This window comes from Microbacterium sp. 4NA327F11, from assembly GCF_005503465.1.
GTDB classification, from domain to species: Bacteria; Actinomycetota; Actinomycetes; order Actinomycetales; family Microbacteriaceae; genus Microbacterium; species Microbacterium ginsengisoli.
In genome coordinates, this window is sequence record NZ_SCOB01000018.1 from 15,477 (window position 1) to 33,112 (window position 17,636).

The following is a 17,636-nucleotide window of genomic DNA, read 5'->3' on the forward strand; positions in this document are numbered from 1 at the left end:
ACCCTCCCGCGGCCCGCCGCGCCTACGCTGGGCACATGGCCGCCACCGACAGCGCAGACCTGCGCAGCATCCCGTTCCTCGACGCCGAGGGGGCCGAGCGCACGCTCGCCGACTACGGCGACAAAGTCCTCCTCGTCGTGAACGTCGCGTCGAAGTGCGGACTCACCCCGCAGTACGAGGCGCTCGAGCAGCTGCAGCGCGAGTACGGCGAGAGGGGCTTCAGCGTCGTCGGATTCCCGTGCAACCAGTTCATGGGTCAGGAGCCGGGCTCGATCGAGGAGATCCTGGAGTACTGCTCCGCGACCTGGGGTGTGAGCTTTCCGATCAACGCGAAGATCAAGGTCAACGGACCCGGTGTCGCGCCGCTCTACAAGGCGCTGAAGAAGGCCAGGAACCCCGAGGGTGAGCGGGGACTCGTGCACTGGAACTTCGAGAAGTTCGTGCTCACGCCCACGGGAGACGTGCACCGTTTCCGTCCGTCGACGAAGCCCGACGACCCGGCGGTCGTGTCGGTCATCGAGGCGGCACTCCCCGCCTGATCTCGGCGACGGTCAGAGAGCGGATGCCGCGCTCCGCCGTTCCGCCCACACCTGGCGCGCGATCTGGGCGAACGCCTCCGGCGGCTGCGCGCCGCTGACGCCGTACTTGCCGTCGATGACGAAGAACGGCACTCCGTTGATGCCGTAGGCCTGGGCCTGCGCCTGGTCGGCGCGCACGTCTGGCAGGTGACGCTCGTTCTCGAGCGCGTCGCGCACGGCGTCGCCGTCGAGCCCGATCTCCGTCGCGAGGTCGACGAGGTCGTCGATGCGTCCGACGTGGCGCCCCTCGGTGAAGTAGGCCGACATGAGGCGCTCCGCCATGTCGTGCTGGCGCCCGGCCTGCTTCGCGAAGTGCAGCAGTTCGTGCGCCTTCACCGTGTTCGTGTGACGCAGCAGGTCGAAGCGGTACTCCAGTCCCGCGTTCGCGGCCACGCCCGTCACGTTCGACAGCATCTGCGAGACCTGGTCCCGCGGCATCCCCTTGTGTCCGGCGAGGAAGTCGATCTCGTCACCCTCGAAGTCCACGGGCGTGTCGGGAGACAGCTCGAAGGAGTGGAAGGTGACGGTCGTCACGGGTGCGTCGTCATCGGATGCCGCGTCCGCCAGTCCCTTCTCGAGGTTGCGCTTGCCGATGTAGCACCAGGGGCAGGCGATGTCGCTCCACACGTCGATCGAGATGGCGTCTGTCATGACGGGTGCAACGCCTGCGGGTTCGCCGACTATTCCCCCGCTGTGAGCAGGATTCACAGCGTCGTGTCGGGCGCGCCGGGAGCGGATATGTCAGCATGATGCGGGCCCGATGGGGATCGGGGTGGGAGAGAGGAACGGCATGGGTGCTCGCGCGCGCCGCCGCATAGGTCGCATCCTGTTCGCATCGACGGTCGTGATCGTCGCCGCAGCAGTTGTCGGCGCGGTCGTGGTAGCGGTGCAGACGCGCGCGCAGTGGTGGCCGACCGCGTTCTCGACTCCGGGCGGGATCGCTCCGTCCGCCTCGGCCACGCCGCTCGGGCCCGCTCTTCCCGCGCCGGCGCCGGTCGTGAATTCGGATCCTGCGCCGGGATCGCTCGTCACCACATGCGAGGGCGAGACGGTGCTGTCGGTCTGGGCCCACTACGACGATGACCTGATCTTCGCGAACCCGACGCTGCAGGGGGCGATCTCGAGCGGATTCTGCGCCCGGACGGCCTATGTGACCGCGGGTGACGGCGGCCTCGGTGCCTCCTACGTCAAGGCTCGTGAGTTCGGCATCCTCAAGGCGTACAACGTCATGCGCGGGAGCTCGGCCGAGTGGACGCAGTCCACCGTGACCCTCGCATCCGGAGTGCAGCTCACCCAGTACGTTCCTGTCGACGCGACGAACGTCTCGGTGCTCTTCTTCCACCTGCCCGACGGGGGGCTGAAGGGCAAGGGCTTCCGGACGACCGGGTCCGTCACGATCCGGATGCTCCTCGACGGCCGCGTCGACAAGCTCACTCCGGTGGGCGGCGGTGATGCGGTGTCGGCGGTGAGTCTGCGGGACTCCCTGGCCGACCTCATCACGATGTTCCATCCCGCCATGGTGGGAACGCTGATCCCGAGCATTGCCGCGCAGGGTTGGCAGGGCGATCATCCCGACCACAGCACGGTGGGCACGTTCACCCGCGAAGCGGCGCAGAAGGCCGGGTACGACCTCGCCGAGATGCGCTACTTCGAGGGATACCCCGTGCATCTCCAGCCGGCCAACATCACCGGCGCAGCCCTGACGACGAAGCTCCTGGCGTACCGGGCGTACGCGGCGAACGACAAGGTCATCGGCTGCGCCACCGACCAGGCGTGCCTCCAACGCCGCGGCTTCGGCGCCTGGGTACAGCGTCAGTACTCGTTCACCGACGAGCAGCTCTTCCCGGGAGGCAAGACCATCCCGCTCTCGGCGAGTGCGAACGCCGTCGCCGTCGAGTACTGACCGTCACGCGGTCGGCGTGTCGATCGCGCCGCCGAACCGACGGTCGCGCGACAGGTAGAGCCCGATCGCCTGCCAGAGGTCTGTGCGCGAGAAGTCGGGCCAGAGGGTGTCGAGGAAGGCGAACTCCGCGTACGCCGACTCCCACAGCAGGAAGTTCGAGGTGCGCTGCTCTCCGCTCGAACGTACGAACAGGTCGACGTCGGGCATGTCGGGCTGGTAGAGCCGCCGGCGTATGAGCTTCTCGCTGACGGCGCTCGGACGCACCCGGCCCGCGGCGACGTCGTCGGCGATGGAACGCATCGCGTCGACCAGCTCTACGCGCCCCCCGTAGTTCACGCACATCGTCAGCGTCAGCACGTCGTTGTCACGGGTGAGCTGCTCCGCGAATTGCAGCTCGGAGATCACCGAGCCCCACAGGCGCGGCTTCCGCCCGGCCCACCGCACCCGCACGCCCCACTCGTTGAGCTGATCCCGTCGACGGTGCAGCACGTCGCGATTGAACCCCATCAGGAACCGCACCTCGTCAGGTGAGCGCGACCAGTTCTCGGTCGAGAACGCATAGACCGAGAGATGTTTCACGCCCGCCTGGATGGCGCCCGCGACGACGTCGAGCAGCGCCGCCTCACCTGCCTTGTGTCCCTCGACCCGCGTGAGGCCGCGTCGGTTCGCCCAGCGACCGTTGCCGTCCATCACGATCGCCACATGGTTCGGCACGGACCCGGCGGGGAACGCCGGCGGGTAGACGCCTGTCCAGTCGATCGGACGGTACGCGACCGCATCCTTGTGGGTGAAGGGCTTCGGAGTCATCGCCCCGACTCTACGTGGGCGAGCGAGCGGATGCCGCGCTCGAGCTGCCACTGGGTGAACGCCGCGACGAGACCGGATGCCGCGGCCCGGTCGGCGTCGGACACCGCGTCGATGATGTCCCACTCGCCGCGCAGCAGGGCACGCAGCTGGGCGAGCACGTCGGCGGAGACCCGCACGGACCCTGCCGGTGCGCAGGACGAGCAGAGCATCCCGCCGCCGTGCGCGAGGAACGACGAGTGCGGGCCGGGACGTCCGCAGCGGGCGCAGTCGTCGAGCCCCGGCGACCAGCCGGACATCGCGAGCGCCCTCAGCAGATACGAATCGAGCACGCTGCGGGGGTGGTGGTCGCCGCGGCTCAGGGCGCGAAGACCGCCGAGCAGGAGGATGTGCTGCTGAGGAGTGGCCTCGGCCTCCCCCAGCCGGTCGGCGGTCTCGACCATCGCGCTCGCGGCGACGTAGCGGTCATAGTCGCCGACGATGTCGGCACCGTAGGTGGCAAGGCTCTCCGCCTGCTGCACGATGTCGAGCGAGCGCCCCTTGTAGATCTGCACGTCGGCGACCATGAAGGGCTCGAGCCGTGCGCCGATGCGCGACGAGGTGCGTCGCACCCCCTTCGCGACCGCGCGGATGCGTCCGTGCTGACGACCGAGGAGGGTGACGATGCGGTCCGCCTCCCCCAGCTTCTGGGTGCGCAGGACCACGACCTCGTCGCGGTAAGTGGGCACGCATCGATTATCGTCGCGCCTTGCGACAATAGACGCGTGACCGAGCCGACGTTCACCATCCCGCTCTGGGCCGATCTGCTCGCCGTGGGTCTCGGCGGTGTTCAGGGGGCCTTGTTCGCCTCCGGTTTCCGGGGGCAACGACGTCTGGACCTGCTCGGTGTGGCCCTGATCGGAATCCTCATGGGCATGGGCGGCGGTCTCATCCGCGATCTGCTGCTGAACGTCACGCCCGCTCCGCTGCAGACCAACTGGTATCTGCTGATCGGCGTCGGCGCGGCGCTGCTCGGGATGTTGCTCGCCGGGCCGTTGCAAAAGCTCAACTCGGTGATCGTCACTCTCGACGCCCTGGTGATCGGGCTCTTCGGTGCCTTCGGAACGACGAAGGCGCTCGGTCTCGGGCTGCCCGTCGTGCCGGCGATCTTCGTGGGCGTCTGCTCGGCGGTCGGCGGCGGTGTGCTGCGCGACGTGATGATGGGGCTCCCGGTGGCGATCATGCACGTGGGGTCGCTCTATGCGGTCGCGGCCGGGGTGGGCTGCACGACGGTCGTCGCGCTCAACGCGTTCGGTGTGCCGATCGTCGGATCTGCAGTCGCCGGATTCCTCGTGACGGCGGTGATCCGCATCCTCGCCGTGATCTTCGATCTGTCGCTGCCCGAGCAGCACATGCTCTACAGGCGAAAGGTCGCCGTCGAGACATCCGCTATTCCGATCGTGCGACCGGAGAGCGACTGACCCGACGGCGACCCCGGGTCACACCGCGGTGAGGGCGCCCTCGCGCTCGCGGGCGCGGATGGCGCGGTTCACCGCCGAGACGATGGCCTTCAGTGAGGCGGTCGAGATGTCGCCGTCGACGCCGACGCCCCACAGGCGCTCCCCGTCGATCTGCAGCTCGACGTAGGCCGCCGCCTGGGCGTCCCCGCCGGCGCTCATCGCGTGCTCGACGTAGTCGTAGAGCGTGACGTCGAAGCCACGCTCGTGCAGCACGGCGAGGAAGGCCGCCACCGGTCCGTTGCCGATGCCGTCCGCCGCGGTGCGCTCCTCGCCGTCGCGCAGCGTGACGTCGAGCCGCAGCTGACCGCCCACATCGCTCTGTGTGCGCGTCGACAACAGCTCGAAGCGGCCCCAGCGCTCGTCGGCGGCATCCGCCGGCAGGTACTCGTCGCGGAAGATCTCCCAGATCTGGGAGCTCGTGAGCTCGCCACCCTCGGCATCGGTCTTCGCCTGTACGACGCCCGAGAACTCGATCTGGAGCTTCCGGGGCAGGTCGAGCGCGTGGTCGCTCTTGAGCAGGTAGGCGACGCCGCCCTTGCCCGACTGCGAGTTCACGCGGATCACCGCCTCGTACGAGCGGCCCAGGTCCTTCGGGTCGACGGGCAGATACGGCACGGCCCATTCCAGGTCGTCGACCGACACGCCCTCGCGTTCGGCGCGGGCGGCCATCGCCTCGAAGCCCTTCTTGATGGCGTCCTGGTGGGAGCCGCTGAACGCGGTGAAGACGAGGTCGCCGGCCCAGGGGCTGCGCTCGGGCACCGGCAGCTGGTTGCAGTACTCGACCGTGCGCTTGACCTGGTCGATGTCGCTGACGTCGATCTGCGGGTCGATGCCCTGGGTGAACAGGTTGATCGCGAGGGCGACCAGGTCGACGTTGCCGGTGCGCTCGCCGTTGCCGAACAGGCAGCCCTCGATGCGGTCGGCACCGGCCATGTAGCCGAGCTCGGCGGCGGCGATCGCCGTGCCGCGGTCGTTGTGAGGGTGCAGGGACAGGATGACGTTCTCGCGGTACGCCAGGTGGCGGTTCATCCACTCGATGGAGTCGGCGTACACGTTGGGCGTCGCCATCTCCACGGTCGCGGGCAGGTTGATGATGACCTTGCGCTCGGGCGTCGGCTCGAAGACCTCGAGCACGGCGTTGCAGATCTCGGCCGCGAACTCCAGCTCGGTGCCGGTGTAGCTCTCGGGCGAGTACTCGTAGTAGACGGCCGTCTCGGGGATGCGCTTCTCGAACTCGCGGCACAGGCGCGCGCCCTCGAGGGCGATGTCGATGACGCCCTGCGTGTCGGTGCGGAACACGACGTCGCGCTGCAGGATGCTCGTCGAGTTGTACAGGTGCACGATCGCCTGCTTCGCCCCGGCGATCGCCTCGTAGGTGCGCTCGATGAGGTGCTCGCGCGCCTGGGTCAGCACCTGGATGGTGACGTCGTCGGGGATCAGGTTCTCGTCGATGAGCTGACGCACGAAGTCGAAGTCGGTCTGGCTGGCGCTCGGGAACCCGACCTCGATCTCCTTGTAGCCCATGCGCACCAGCAGGTCGAACATGACGCGCTTGCGCTCGGGGCTCATCGGGTCGATGAGGGCCTGGTTGCCGTCGCGCAGGTCGACGGCGCACCAGCGCGGCGCCTGGGTGATGCGGGCGTCGGGCCAGGTGCGGTCCGGCACGTCGACGCGGATCTGCTCGTGATACGGGCGGTACTTGTGGATCGGCAGCGCCGATGCCTTCTGGGTGTTCTCCATGATCGTCTTTCCTCGTGTGGGATGTGGCGGGCCGACGACAAGCTCCGCGACGAGGTGGCCCTAGGTCTAGGCCCCGCCGCGGCAGCTAAGGAGGAGGAGATCACCCGCACGCATGCGACCAGGCTACACCCGGGTGAGCCCCGGTCGATGACGGATGCCGCGACCCCGCGTCAGAACCCGAGCCGGCCGAGCTGCTTGGGGTCGCGCTGCCACTCCTGGGCGACGCGCACGTGCAGCGACAGATAGACCCGCGAGCCGAGGAGGCCCTCGAGCTGCGTGCGGGCGCGGGCGCCGACATCCTTCAGGTGCGCGCCCTTGCGGCCGATGATGATCGCCTTCTGACTGTCGCGCTCGACGACGATGTCGGCGAACACGTCGATCAGATCAGAGTCCTCGCGCGGGCCCATCTCCTGCACGACCACCGCGATCGAGTGCGGAAGCTCTTCGCGCACGTCGCGCAGTGCCGCCTCGCGGATGATCTCCGCCACCCGGTCGCTCTCGGATTCATCGGTGACGACGCCGTGTTCGTACAGCGCCGGACCTTCGGGCATGAGACCGAGGAGCTCGTCCGCCAGCACATCGAGCTGGGCGCCGGTGAGCGCCGAGACGGGGATGACCGCGGCCCAGTCCTCGCGCAGCGCATCGACTTCAGCGAGACGCTCCAGCACCTCGTCGCGCGAGGCCGCGTCGGTCTTGGTGATGAGCGCGACCTTGCGCGATCGCGGATAGCCGTCCAGCGATGCGGCGATGCGGCGGTCACCGGGACCGACGCGCTCCCCGGCCGGCGCGCAGAAGGCGATGACATCGACGTCGCCGAGCACGTCCTCGACGAGGTCGTTGAGACGTTGCCCGAGCAGAGTGCGCGGGCGGTGCACGCCCGGGGTGTCGACGACGACGAGCTGGCCGTCGGGACGGTCGACGATGCCGCGGATCGCTCGCCGCGTGGTCTGCGGCTTGTCGCTCGTGATCGCGATCTTCTCGCCCACGAGCGCGTTCGTCAGCGTGGACTTGCCGACGTTGGGCCGCCCGACGAAGGTGACGAAACCGCTGCGGTACGGGCTGTCTTCGGTCATGCGCGGGCCGCCTTCGCTGTGCGCTTCTTCTTCGATCCGGCGGGGTGCTCGTCGGTCGCGTGTTCCTCGGGGGCGGATGCCGCGGCGTCGGCTGCACGCGTCACGAACACCGTCGCGAGTCCGCGGCCGCGGCCGCGAGAGGTGCCGCCGGTGAGCAGGAGCCCCAGCGCCTCGGCCGTCGCGCCCGGCTGCGGAACTTGACCGAGCGCTTTGCCGAGCAGTCCTCCGATGGAGTCGACATCCTCATCGTCGAGGTCGAGCCCGAACAGCTCGCCGACCTCGTCGAGGCCGAGGCGCGCGCTCACCCGGAACGTTCCGGGGCGCACCTCGACCACCTCGTCGGCGCGGGGGTCGTACTCGTCGGCGATCTCCCCCACGAGCTCCTCGATGATGTCCTCGAGGGTCACGAGGCCGGCGATGCCGCCGTACTCGTCGACGACCATGCACACGTGCACCGCGTCGCGCTTCATCTGCTGCAGCAGTGTCTCGGCGCGCATCGACTCGGGCACGAACACGGGCGGACGGGCGATGCCCGCCACCGGCACCGCACTCGCGACCGTACCGTCGCGGAAGGCGATCTGCACCAGGTCCTTGAGGTACAGCACGCCTCGTACGTCATCGCCGTCCTCGCCGATCACCGGGATGCGGGACACCCCGCGATCGAGGAACAACGCGATCGCGGCGCGGGTGGAGGCATCCGCCCCGATCGTGACCATGTCGGTGCGCGGCACCATCACCTCGCGCACGTAGGTCTCGGTGAACTCGAACACGGAGTGGATCAGCTCGCGGTCGTCCTCCTCGATGAGGTCCTGCAGCGCGGCCTCGTCGACCATGCTCAGCAGCTGTTCCTCGGAGGTGAAGCTCGATGCCCGCGCCCCACCCGGGGTGACCCGGTTGCTGAGGATCACGAGCAGGTGCGCGATCGGGCCGAGCAGAAGACGGATGCCGCGCACGAGCCCGGCGCTGCCACGCAGGAGCCCCGCCGCGTTGCGACGCCCGACCGACCGGGGCGAGGTGCCCACGAGCACGAACGACGCGATCGTCATCAGCACGACCGCCGCGAGCAGCGCCCACCAGATGTCGTCGAACCAGAGCATGAAGGCCGCGGCGGTGAGCACCGCGGCGCCGGTTTCAGCGAGGACGCGGATGAAGACCACCGAGTTCGCGTGCGCGGCGGGGTCGGCCGCGATGCGATGGAGCGCCCGCGACGACCGCGCGCCGTCGGCGAGCTCGTCCAGATCCTGTGTCGAGGTCACCGAGAGTGCGGCGTCGATCGCCGCCATGAGGCCGCCGAAGGCGACCAGCAGCACCGCGGCGACCAGCAGGAGCGCGACGGTCATGACGCCGGTCGTCGACGCTCGGAGTGCGCGAAGGCGATGATGAGGTCGCGCTGCAGGCCGAACATCTCCTTCGACTCGTCGGGCTCGGCGTGGTCGTACCCGAGGAGGTGCAGCAGGCCGTGGGTGGTGAGCATCACGAGCTCGTCCTGCGTGGAATGCACGGGCGACGCCTCACGCGCCTGGGTCTCGGCGACCTGCGGGCACAGCACGATGTCGCCGAGCAGGCCCGGCGGGGTGGGCTGCTCCTCGGTGCCGGGGCGCAGCTCGTCCATCGGAAAGCTGAGTACGTCGGTCGGGCCGGGCTCGTCCATCCACTGCACGTGCAGCGACTCCATCGCGCCCTCGTCGACCAGCAGGATCGCCACGTCGGCGTCGGGGCTGATGTGCAGCTCCGCGAAGTTGTGCTCCATGAGACGCAGCAGCACGGTCTCGTCGACAGCCACCCCCGACTCGTTGGTGATCTCGATGGTCATGTGCGTCCCCGCTTCGGAAGGTGGTCCCGCGGGGAGCCCCCGCGGGCGGCGGTGCGTCGCTCGACGCGCCCCGCGAACTCGGATGCCTCGTCCCGCTCGCGGCGGGAGGCGAGTCGACGTTCGTCGTACTCGGTGTAGGCGTCGACGATGCGTCCGACGAGCGTGTGGCGCACGACGTCGTCGCTGGTCAGGTAGGAGAAGTGGATGTCGTCGATGTTCGACAGCACGCGGGTGACGAGCCGCAGGCCCGACGCGCCTTGCGGCAGGTCGATCTGCGTGATGTCGCCCGTGACGACCATGCGCGTGCCGAACCCGAGACGCGTGAGGAACATCTTCATCTGCTCGGGAGTCGTGTTCTGTGCCTCGTCGAGCACCACGAACGAGTCGTTCAGCGTGCGCCCGCGCATGTAGGCGAGCGGCGCGACCTCGATCGTGCCCGACGCCATGAGCTTCGGCACGATCTCGGGGTCCATCATCTCGTTGAGCGCGTCGTAGAGCGGCCGAAGATACGGGTCGATCTTGTCGGTGAGGGTTCCGGGGAGGAAACCGAGCCGCTCCCCCGCCTCGACGGCGGGCCGCGTCAGGATGATGCGGGAGACCTCCTTGCGCTGCAGGGCCTGCACCGCCTTCGCCATCGCGAGGTACGTCTTGCCCGTGCCGGCCGGACCGATGCCGAAGACGATCGTGTTCTCCTCGATCGCGTCGACGTACGCCTTCTGCCCTGCGGTCTTCGGGCGGATCACCTTGCCGCGTGAGGACAGGATCGCCTCCCCCATGACCTCGGACGGACGGGGTGACCCGTCGGTGCGCAGCATGCGGGCAGACGACGCGACACCCGCGGCATCCAGGTCGACGCCGTTGCGGGTCATCTGCAGCAGCTCCTCGACGAGCTCGGCGGCGCGGGCCACGGGATCCTCGTCACCGGTGAGGGTGATCTCGTTGCCGCGCACGAGCACCTGCACGTCGGGGTGCGCGCGCTCCACGACGCGCAGCAGGCGGTCCTGCGGGCCGAGCAGACGCACCATGGCGACGCCGTCCGCGAGGAGGCGGCGGGTGACGGGTTCGGAGTCAGGCACCGAGCCCCTGCTCCGAAAGGCCGCCCGCGAGCACATGGGCGTGCACGTGGAACACCGTCTGGCCGGCACCGGCGCCCGAGTTGAACACGAGCCGGAAGTCGCCGTCGGCGTGCTGGGCCGCGAGCTCGGAGGCGAGGGCGACGATCTCCGCCAGCAGGGCCGGGTCGGTGGCCGCGAGCTCGGTGACATCGCGGTATTCGGCGGACTTCGGGATCACCAGGAGGTGCACCGGAGCCTGCGGCGCGATGTCGCGGATCGCGAAGAGGGTGTCGGTCTCGGCCACGATCTCGGCGGGGATCTCACGCGCGAGGATGCGGCTGAACACGGAGGCTTCGCTCATAGGAACGAGTCTACCGGCGCCCGTCTCACCAGCGCCCGAGCAGCACCGACACGGCGGCGAGCGCCGCGGGGCCGGCGGTCGAGGTGCGCAGCACCGTGTCGCCGAGTCGGACGAGCTCCGCTCCCGCGTCCGCGAGCGCGGTCAGCTCGTCGGGGGCGATTCCCCCCTCGGGGCCGACGATGAAGGTCACATCGGCGAGGTCGCTGCTCACGGCGTCGGCGAGGCGCACGCTCGCGGTCGGCTCGAGCACGAGAAGACGGGATGCCGCACCCCGGCCGGCGAGCTCACGGGTGGTCACGAGCGGGCTCACCTCGGGGAGCCACGCACGATGGGCCTGCTTGCCCGCCTCCCGGGCGATCGCCTCCCAGCGGTCCCGTCCCTTGACGGCCTTGCCCGCGTCCCAGCGGGAGACGCTGCGGGCTGCCTGCCACGGCACGATCTCGTCGACCCCGAGCTCAGTGGCGGCCTGCACGGCCAGCTCGTCGCGATCGCCCTTGGCGAGGCCCTGCACGAGGCGCAGACGGGTGGCGGGCGGGGCATCCACCCGTCGGTCGTCGATGCGCACGACGACGAGCTTCGGTGAGACCGACTCGCAGGTGCCGGTGAGCCACACGCCGCGGCCGTCGCCGACCGTGACCTTCTCCCCCGGGCGCACACGCCGCACCGCGGCGGCGTGATGTGCCTCGGCCCCGGTGAGTGAGACGGTGTCACCGGCCCTCGCGGCGGCGGCGCCATCGTCCACGAAGTGGAGCGCCACGGATCAGCCGTTCCGGAACCGGTCACGCAGCCGCGCGAAGAGGCCCTGGTGGAACTGCGCAAGCTGCGGCTCCGGCGCCTTCGACTTGCGGGCGAACTCCTCGATGAGGGCGCGTTCCTTCGCGTCGAGGCGAGAGGGCGTGAGCACATGCACGCCGATGCGCAGGTCGCCGCGGCCGCTGCCGCGCAGCGGTGAGACGCCGCGGCCCTTGATCGTGAGCACGTCGCCCGATTGCACCCCTGCGCGCAGCTCGAGCTCGACGGGCCCGTCGAGGGCGTCGATCAGGGTTGTCGTTCCCAGCACCGCGTCGGGCATCGAGATCTCGAGCGTCGCGAGCAGGTCGTCGCCGTCACGGCTGAAGATGTCGTGCGGGGCGACCGTCACCTCGAGGTAGAGGTCGCCGTTCGGGCCCCCCGCGGGTCCCACTTCACCGGAGCCCGGCAGCTGCAGGCGCAGGCCCGTCTCGACGCCGGCCGGGATGTCGACGGAGACCGTGCGACGCGAGCGCACGCGTCCCTGGCCCTGGCAGGTGGCGCACGGGTACGGGATGGTCGTGCCGTAGCCCTGGCAGCTCGCGCAGGGCTGCTGCGTGACGACATTGCCGATGAGGCTGCGCACCGTGCGCTGGATGTGTCCGGTGCCGTGGCAGATGTCGCAGGTGACGGGAGCCGTCCCCGGCTGGCAGCACGAGCCCTGGCAGGTTTCGCAGAGCACAGCGGTGTCGACCTCGAGGTCGCGATGCGCGCCGAACACGACGTCGGCGAGATCGAGCGTCACGCGCACGAGCGCGTCCTGGCCGCGCTCCCGGCGAGAACGAGCGCGCGCCCGGCTCCCACCGCCCCCGCCGAAGAAGGTGTCGAAGATGTCGCTGAAGCCGCCGAACCCGGCGCCGCCGAACGGCGATCCCGTCTCGCCGCCCATGTCGTAGGCGCGTCGCTGATCGGCGTCACTGAGCACGTCGTACGCGTGGGTGACGAGCTTGAACTGCTCCGCCGCCTCGGGGCTCGGGTTGACGTCGGGGTGCAGCTGGCGGGCTAGCCGTCGATACGCCTTCTTGATGTCCTCGGGGCTCGCGTCGCGCTCGACGCCCAGCACCTCGTAGTGGTCGGCCACAGTCACCTCTCCGCCCGCGAAGCGGGCAGGGTCGTATTCGTCATCGCGCGCGCTCGTCGTCGGCCATGAGGCGGCTCAGATAGTGAGCCACGGCGCGCACGGCGCTGAGATTGGTCGCGTAGTCCATGCGCGTGGGCCCGAGCAGACCCAGGCGTGCCTCGCCGATCGTGCCGGCATAGCCGCTGGTCACGACGGATGCCTCGCTCAGCCCGAACGCCTCGTTCTCGCGGCCGATGGAGACCGCCAGGCCCTCGGCGTCGACCGCCATCTCGGTCATGAGCTTGAGCAGGGTCACCTGCTCCTCGATCGCCTCCAGCAGCGGGTAGATGCTGCCCTGGAAGTCCGACTCGCGTCGGGCCAGGTTCGCGGCACCCGCCATCACGAGGCGATCCTGACGGAACTCTTCGAGCTCTTCGGCGACGGCAGCGAGCAGCGCGCGCGAGGCAGCATCCTCTCGCGGTGAACGGGTGGACGTCTCGGCGAGGGTGTGGGCGATCTTGCCGAGGCCCTCCTGCACCGAGCCGCCCGTGACCAGCACCGAGACCTGGGCGCGGAGGGTCGCGACATCCGCGTCGTCGAGGTCGGTCCCGAGGCTCGCGATCCGCTGGGACACACGACCGGTGTCGGTGACGAGGATGACGACGACGCGCGGGCCGCCGAGGTGCACGAGCTCGATGTGCGTCACGTTCGCGCGCTCGAACGACGGGTACTGCACGAGAGCGACCTGGCCGGTGACCTGCGTGAGCACGCGCACAGTGCGCGCGAGCAGGTCGTCGAGGTCGGCAGGGGCCTCGAGGAATGTGGCGATCGCGTTGCGCTGGGCAGTGCTGAGCGGTCGCAACTCGGCGAGGTGGTCGACGAAGACGCGGTAGCCCTTGTCGGTCGGCACGCGTCCCGACGAAGTGTGCGGCGCGCTGATGAGCTCTTCGTCCTCGAGCAGCGCCATGTCGTTGCGGATGGTGGCGGCCGACACCCCGAAGGCATGGCGCTCGACGATCGACTTGCTGCCGACCGGTTCGCGGGTCGCCACGTAGTCCTGCACGATCGCCCGCAGGACGTCGAGGCCGCGTTCGCTGACCATTCCGCCTCCCCTCGCTGGCACTCACATCACGTGAGTGCCAATATTAGCGCGGACCGGGGTGCCACTCGCGGCGCGACGCACATGGCTCAGGCGGTGAGCCGTCGCACGACCGCGTCGGCCAGGAGTCGACCGCGCAGCGTCAGGACGAGGCGCCCGGCGATGGCGGATGCCCCGTCGACCAGGCCGTCCGCGATGAGCCCCGCCACCTCCGCGCGACCGGTGGCCGGCAGGCTCGCCACGGCCAGCCCGTCGGCGATGCGCACCTCGAGCATCGTGCGCTCGAGGGCGCGGGACGCGGTATCCGGCGACTCCCGTCCCGCCGCGGGCGAGGAACCCACCGACAGGCGCTGCGCGTACGCCGCGGGGTGCTTCACGTTCCACCAGCGCACGCCGCCGACGTGCGAGTGGGCGCCCGGCCCGAACCCCCACCAGTCGGCGCCGCGCCAGTAGGCGAGATTGTGTCGCGAGCGGGTCGCCTCATCGCGCGACCAGTTCGACACCTCGTACCAGCCGTACCCCGCCGCCGCGAGGCGCGCGTCGGTGAGCTCGTACATGTCGGCCTGCACGTCGTCGTCGACCGTGTCGATCTCCCCGCGTGCGATGCGGCGGGCAAGCGCCGTGCCCTCCTCCACGATCAGCGCGTACGCCGACACGTGGTCGGTCTCGAGAGCGGTGACGGCGTCGAGGGTGCGCTCCCAGTCCGCGAGCGTCTCCCCCGGCGTGCCGTAGATGACGTCGACGCTCACCTGCAGCCCGGCCGCGCGCGCCGCAGTGACCGCCCGCGGGACCGCGGCCGGCTCGTGGGTGCGGTCGAGGGTCGCCAGCACCGACGGAACGGCGGACTGCATGCCGATCGACAGACGCGTCACGCCCGCCTCGGCGAGCCTCGCCGTCAGCGCCGGTGTGACCGTGTCGGGGTTCGCCTCGACCGTCACCTCCGCATCGGCGGCGATGCCGAACGCGTCGCGCACGTCACCCAGCATGCGCGCGAGCGCATCGCCCGGGAGCAGCGTCGGCGTGCCGCCGCCGAAGAACACGGATGTCGCCGCCCGCCGCCGGCCCGCGGCATCCATCACCTGCGCGGCCAGCGCGATCTCCCGCGCGACCTCGTCGGGATAGTCCGCCTGGCTGGCGCCGCGCAGCTCCGTCGCCGTGTAGGTGTTGAAGTCGCAGTACCCGCAGCGCACGCGGCAGAACGGCACGTGCACGTACACGCCGAAGTCGGGGTGCGCGGCCGGGAGCAGGTCGGGCAGGCCGCCGTCGGCCGGAGCCGGATCGCCGAGGGGAAGCGCTGAGGGCATCAGGCCGGGGTGGTGAACATGGGCGACACCGCGCGCAGGTAGCGGGTGAACAGCGCACGACGACGACGGCGCACGAGGGTGCGCAGCGCCCGGTACGACAACGCGGTCGGGCTGTCGAAGGCCCGCACCGAGAACCACACCTCATCGTTCGGGAGCCACTCGATGAGGAACGACTCCTCCCCGCTGACCACCGACTCGCCGAGGGTGCCGAGCACGAATCCGACGCGGCGCGGCTCCTCCGTGACGAAGATGACCCGGAGGTGCCCGTCGGCGTTCATGCCGTCGACACGGCCGTGCAGTCGCACGCTCGCTCCCGCGGCCACCCACGGTGTGCCGTCGGCGTCGAAGCGCTGATCGGCCTCGAGACGGCTGGGCGCGATGGGCTGACGGTTCTCGTCGAAGCTCACCCCGGCGTAGGTGGGGCCGGCGGCGGGGGTGACGTCCTTCACGGTGAGGCCCGCATCACGCAGCGCCTGCCAGCTCAGCAGCGCGTCGCCCGCCGCGCGGAATCGCTCTTCGCCGCTGCCGATGCGCCAGGACGACTCTGCCGGGAGGCTCCGCTCCGGCGGGTACTGCATGAGGTCGACCGCCTGTGTGGCTCCGACCGCCGCGTAGTCGACGACGCCGTCCCGGGTCGTTCCCTTGCGCATGTGGTGCACCCGCCTACTTCTTCTCGTTGCCGTCCACGTCTCCCGACAGGGCGGCGATGAACGCCTCCTGCGGCACCTCGACGCGACCCACCATCTTCATGCGCTTCTTGCCCTCTTTCTGCTTCTCGAGGAGCTTGCGCTTTCGGGTGATGTCACCGCCGTAGCACTTCGCGAGGACATCCTTGCGCATCGCCCTGATGTTCTCCCGGGCGATGATGCGGGCGCCGATCGCGGCCTGGATCGGCACCTCGAACTGCTGGCGCGGGATGAGCTTGCGCAGCCGCTCGGTCATCATCGTGCCGTACGAGTACGCCTTCTCACGGTGCACGATCGAGCTGAACGCGTCGACCTTGTCGCCCTGCAGCAGGATGTCGACCTTGACGAGGTCGGCGGTCTGGGATCCCGCGGGTTCGTAGTCGAGGCTCGCGTAACCCTGGGTCTTCGACTTCAGCTGGTCGAAGAAGTCGAAGACGATCTCGCCGAGCGGCATGTTGTAGCGCAGCTCAACGCGGTCCTCGCTGAGGTACTCCATGCCGAGCAGGGTGCCGCGGCGCGTCTGGCAGAGCTCCATCACGGTGCCCACGTAGTCCTTGGGCAGCAGAATGCCGACCTTCACGACCGGCTCGGAGACCGACGCGACACGACCGTCCGGGTACTCGCTCGGGTTTGTGACCACGACGGTCTCGCCGGTGTCGGTCGTGACCTCGTAAGTGACCGACGGTGCGGTCGTGATGAGGTCGAGGCCGAACTCGCGGGCCAGGCGCTCGGTGATGATCTCGAGGTGCAGCAGACCGAGGAACCCGCAGCGGAACCCGAACCCGAGGGCGACCGAGGTCTCGGGCTCGTACTGCAGCGAGGCGTCGGAGAGCTTGAGCTTGTCGAGGGCCTCGCGCAGATCGGCGTAATCGCTGCCGTCGATCGGGTAGATGCCGCTGAAGACCATCGGCTTCGGGTCCGTGTATCCGGCGAGTGCCTCGGTTGCGGGCTTGCGGAGGTTCGTGATGGTGTCGCCGACCTTCGACTGGCGCACATCCTTCACGCCCGTGATCAGGTAGCCGACCTCGCCCACGCCGAGCCCCTTGGTGGGCGTCGGCTCGGGGTTCGAGACGCCGATCTCCAGCAGCTCGTGCGTCGCCTTGGTCGACATCATCTGGATGCGCTCCCGCGGCTCCAGCTTCCCGTCGACCATGCGCACATAGGTGACGACGCCGCGGTAGGCGTCGTACACGGAGTCGAAGATCATCGCGCGGGCCGGGGCATCCGCGTTCCCCTTCGGCGACGGGATGCGCTCGACGATGCGGTCGAGCAGCTCCTCGACGCCGAGGCCGGTCTTCCCGCTCACCCGCAGCACATCGTCGGGCGACCCGCCGATGAGGTTCGCGAGCTCGCCGGCGAACTTTTCGGGGTCGGCGGCGGGCAGGTCGATCTTGTTCAGCACCGGAATGATCTCGAGATCGTTCTCGAGCGCCAGGTAGAGATTCGCGAGAGTCTGCGCCTCGATGCCCTGTGCGGCGTCGACCAGCAGGATCGCGCCTTCGCAGGCGGCGAGCGACCGGGACACCTCGTAGGTGAAGTCGACGTGCCCGGGTGTGTCGATCATGTTCAGCGCGAACGTGCCGTCCGCGGTCTGCCAGGGCATGCGAACCGCCTGGCTCTTGATCGTGATGCCGCGCTCGCGCTCGATGTCCATGCGGTCGAGGTATTGCGCGCGCATGTCACGGTCGGAGACGACACCCGTGATCTGCAGCATGCGGTCGGCCAGGGTCGACTTGCCGTGGTCGATGTGGGCGATGATGCAGAAGTTGCGGATGCTCGCCGGCGGGGTGGCGCTGGGCTGGAGCGGAGAGAGGGCACGCGGAGACATGTCCCGACGATTCTAGGGTGCCGCCTCGGATGCACCGCCCTCAC

General features: G+C 69.7%; 18 protein-coding genes. 3 read left to right on the forward strand and 15 right to left on the reverse strand.

From position 1 onward, the window contains the following. The first annotated feature begins 35 nt into the window (after nt 1–35). Nucleotides 36–539, forward strand: a complete 504-nt coding sequence (locus FFS51_RS11470) for a glutathione peroxidase (protein ID WP_045246865.1) — start codon at nt 36–38, stop codon at nt 537–539. A gap of 12 nt (nt 540–551) precedes the next feature. On the opposite strand, the gene FFS51_RS11475 is transcribed toward FFS51_RS11470, so the two are convergent. After that, on the reverse strand, nt 552–1,229 hold the full coding sequence (locus FFS51_RS11475) for a DsbA family oxidoreductase (protein WP_045246864.1): 678 nt from the start codon (nt 1,227–1,229) through the stop codon (nt 552–554). A gap of 139 nt (nt 1,230–1,368) precedes the next feature. Between FFS51_RS11475 and FFS51_RS11480 the strand changes: the two genes are divergently transcribed. Then, nucleotides 1,369–2,481: a PIG-L family deacetylase gene (locus tag FFS51_RS11480; protein ID WP_045246863.1), complete on the forward strand. Its 1,113-nt coding sequence runs from the start codon at nt 1,369–1,371 to the stop codon at nt 2,479–2,481. 3 nt (nt 2,482–2,484) lie between these two features. Here FFS51_RS11480 and FFS51_RS11485 read toward each other — a convergent pair whose 3' ends face one another. Both FFS51_RS11485 and recO read right to left on the reverse strand, forming a co-directional pair. Continuing rightward, nucleotides 2,485–3,288: an isoprenyl transferase gene (locus FFS51_RS11485; protein WP_137878413.1), complete on the reverse strand. Its 804-nt coding sequence runs from the start codon at nt 3,286–3,288 to the stop codon at nt 2,485–2,487. After that, complete coding sequence (gene recO, locus FFS51_RS11490; protein WP_045246861.1) at nt 3,285–4,013, reverse strand: DNA repair protein RecO; 729 nt, start codon at nt 4,011–4,013, stop codon at nt 3,285–3,287. The genes FFS51_RS11485 and recO overlap by 4 nt, the downstream gene beginning before the upstream one ends. A gap of 36 nt (nt 4,014–4,049) precedes the next feature. Between recO and FFS51_RS11495 the strand changes: the two genes are divergently transcribed. Beyond that, nucleotides 4,050–4,745, forward strand: coding sequence for a trimeric intracellular cation channel family protein (locus FFS51_RS11495; RefSeq protein WP_056208792.1), 696 nt, complete (start codon nt 4,050–4,052; stop codon nt 4,743–4,745). 18 nt (nt 4,746–4,763) lie between these two features. Here the strand turns inward: FFS51_RS11495 and leuA are convergent, their stop codons facing one another. The 12 genes from leuA to lepA all read right to left on the reverse strand — a co-directional run bounded on the left by leuA (nt 4,764) and on the right by lepA (nt 17,592). Then, nucleotides 4,764–6,524 carry a 2-isopropylmalate synthase gene (gene leuA, locus FFS51_RS11500; protein ID WP_137878414.1) on the reverse strand — a complete coding sequence of 587 codons (1,761 nt, stop codon included), beginning with the start codon at nt 6,522–6,524 and terminating at the stop codon, nt 4,764–4,766. Between the two features lie 170 nt (nt 6,525–6,694). Further along, nucleotides 6,695–7,597: a GTPase Era gene (gene era / locus FFS51_RS11505; protein WP_045246858.1), complete on the reverse strand. Its 903-nt coding sequence runs from the start codon at nt 7,595–7,597 to the stop codon at nt 6,695–6,697. Then, on the reverse strand, nt 7,594–8,937 hold the full coding sequence (locus FFS51_RS11510) for a hemolysin family protein (RefSeq protein ID WP_045246857.1): 1,344 nt from the start codon (nt 8,935–8,937) through the stop codon (nt 7,594–7,596). The genes era and FFS51_RS11510 overlap by 4 nt, the downstream gene beginning before the upstream one ends. After that, complete coding sequence (gene ybeY, locus FFS51_RS11515; protein ID WP_045246856.1) at nt 8,934–9,410, reverse strand: rRNA maturation RNase YbeY; 477 nt, start codon at nt 9,408–9,410, stop codon at nt 8,934–8,936. The genes FFS51_RS11510 and ybeY overlap by 4 nt, the downstream gene beginning before the upstream one ends. Then, the gene (locus FFS51_RS11520) at nt 9,407–10,435 is read right to left on the reverse strand and encodes a PhoH family protein (RefSeq protein WP_245610946.1); all 1,029 of its coding nucleotides are present in this window, start codon (nt 10,433–10,435) and stop codon (nt 9,407–9,409) included. Before FFS51_RS11520 ends, ybeY begins: the two co-directional genes overlap by 4 nt. 43 nt (nt 10,436–10,478) lie before the next feature. After that, nucleotides 10,479–10,826, reverse strand: coding sequence for an HIT domain-containing protein (locus FFS51_RS11525; RefSeq protein WP_045246854.1), 348 nt, complete (start codon nt 10,824–10,826; stop codon nt 10,479–10,481). Between the two features lie 25 nt (nt 10,827–10,851). Further along, nucleotides 10,852–11,583 carry a 16S rRNA (uracil(1498)-N(3))-methyltransferase gene (locus FFS51_RS11530; protein WP_045246853.1) on the reverse strand — a complete coding sequence of 244 codons (732 nt, stop codon included), beginning with the start codon at nt 11,581–11,583 and terminating at the stop codon, nt 10,852–10,854. A 3-nt stretch (nt 11,584–11,586) separates the two neighbouring features. Further along, nucleotides 11,587–12,696, reverse strand: coding sequence for a molecular chaperone DnaJ (gene dnaJ, locus FFS51_RS11535; RefSeq protein WP_045246852.1), 1,110 nt, complete (start codon nt 12,694–12,696; stop codon nt 11,587–11,589). Nucleotides 12,697–12,736: 40 nt separating this feature from the next. Beyond that, on the reverse strand, nt 12,737–13,777 hold the full coding sequence (hrcA, locus tag FFS51_RS11540; protein ID WP_137878415.1) for a heat-inducible transcriptional repressor HrcA: 1,041 nt from the start codon (nt 13,775–13,777) through the stop codon (nt 12,737–12,739). A gap of 86 nt (nt 13,778–13,863) precedes the next feature. Next, nucleotides 13,864–15,078 (reverse strand): radical SAM family heme chaperone HemW, encoded by a 1,215-nt coding sequence (hemW, locus tag FFS51_RS11545; RefSeq protein ID WP_137878416.1) that lies wholly within the window; start codon nt 15,076–15,078, stop codon nt 13,864–13,866. After that, entirely contained in the window at nt 15,078–15,728 is a 651-nt protein-coding gene (locus tag FFS51_RS11550) for a DUF1990 domain-containing protein (protein ID WP_137878431.1), read from the reverse strand. Before FFS51_RS11550 ends, hemW begins: the two co-directional genes overlap by 1 nt. Before the next feature lie 13 nt (nt 15,729–15,741). Next, complete coding sequence (gene lepA / locus FFS51_RS11555) at nt 15,742–17,592, reverse strand: translation elongation factor 4 (protein WP_137878417.1); 1,851 nt, start codon at nt 17,590–17,592, stop codon at nt 15,742–15,744. Nucleotides 17,593–17,636: the final 44 nt, after the last annotated feature.

Excerpts from the sequence above, each read along its gene's own strand:
- ybeY (WP_045246856.1), bottom strand. The coding sequence starts at position 9,410 with ATGACCATCGAGATCACCAACGAGTCGGGGGTGGCTGTCGACGAGACC.
- FFS51_RS11510 (WP_045246857.1), bottom strand. The coding sequence starts at position 8,937 with ATGACCGTCGCGCTCCTGCTGGTCGCCGCGGTGCTGCTGGTCGCCTTC.
- FFS51_RS11550 (WP_137878431.1), bottom strand. The coding sequence starts at position 15,728 with ATGCGCAAGGGAACGACCCGGGACGGCGTCGTCGACTACGCGGCGGTC.
- leuA (WP_137878414.1), bottom strand. The coding sequence starts at position 6,524 with ATGGAGAACACCCAGAAGGCATCGGCGCTGCCGATCCACAAGTACCGC.
- lepA (WP_137878417.1), bottom strand. The coding sequence starts at position 17,592 with ATGTCTCCGCGTGCCCTCTCTCCGCTCCAGCCCAGCGCCACCCCGCCG.
- FFS51_RS11525 (WP_045246854.1), bottom strand. The coding sequence starts at position 10,826 with ATGAGCGAAGCCTCCGTGTTCAGCCGCATCCTCGCGCGTGAGATCCCC.
- hrcA (WP_137878415.1), bottom strand. The coding sequence starts at position 13,777 with ATGGTCAGCGAACGCGGCCTCGACGTCCTGCGGGCGATCGTGCAGGAC.
- FFS51_RS11475 (WP_045246864.1), bottom strand. The coding sequence starts at position 1,229 with ATGACAGACGCCATCTCGATCGACGTGTGGAGCGACATCGCCTGCCCC.
- FFS51_RS11480 (WP_045246863.1), top strand. The coding sequence starts at position 1,369 with ATGGGTGCTCGCGCGCGCCGCCGCATAGGTCGCATCCTGTTCGCATCG.
- era (WP_045246858.1), bottom strand. The coding sequence starts at position 7,597 with ATGACCGAAGACAGCCCGTACCGCAGCGGTTTCGTCACCTTCGTCGGG.
- FFS51_RS11520 (WP_245610946.1), bottom strand. The coding sequence starts at position 10,435 with ATGGTGCGTCTGCTCGGCCCGCAGGACCGCCTGCTGCGCGTCGTGGAG.
- FFS51_RS11470 (WP_045246865.1), top strand. The coding sequence starts at position 36 with ATGGCCGCCACCGACAGCGCAGACCTGCGCAGCATCCCGTTCCTCGAC.
- hemW (WP_137878416.1), bottom strand. The coding sequence starts at position 15,078 with ATGCCCTCAGCGCTTCCCCTCGGCGATCCGGCTCCGGCCGACGGCGGC.
- FFS51_RS11485 (WP_137878413.1), bottom strand. The coding sequence starts at position 3,288 with ATGACTCCGAAGCCCTTCACCCACAAGGATGCGGTCGCGTACCGTCCG.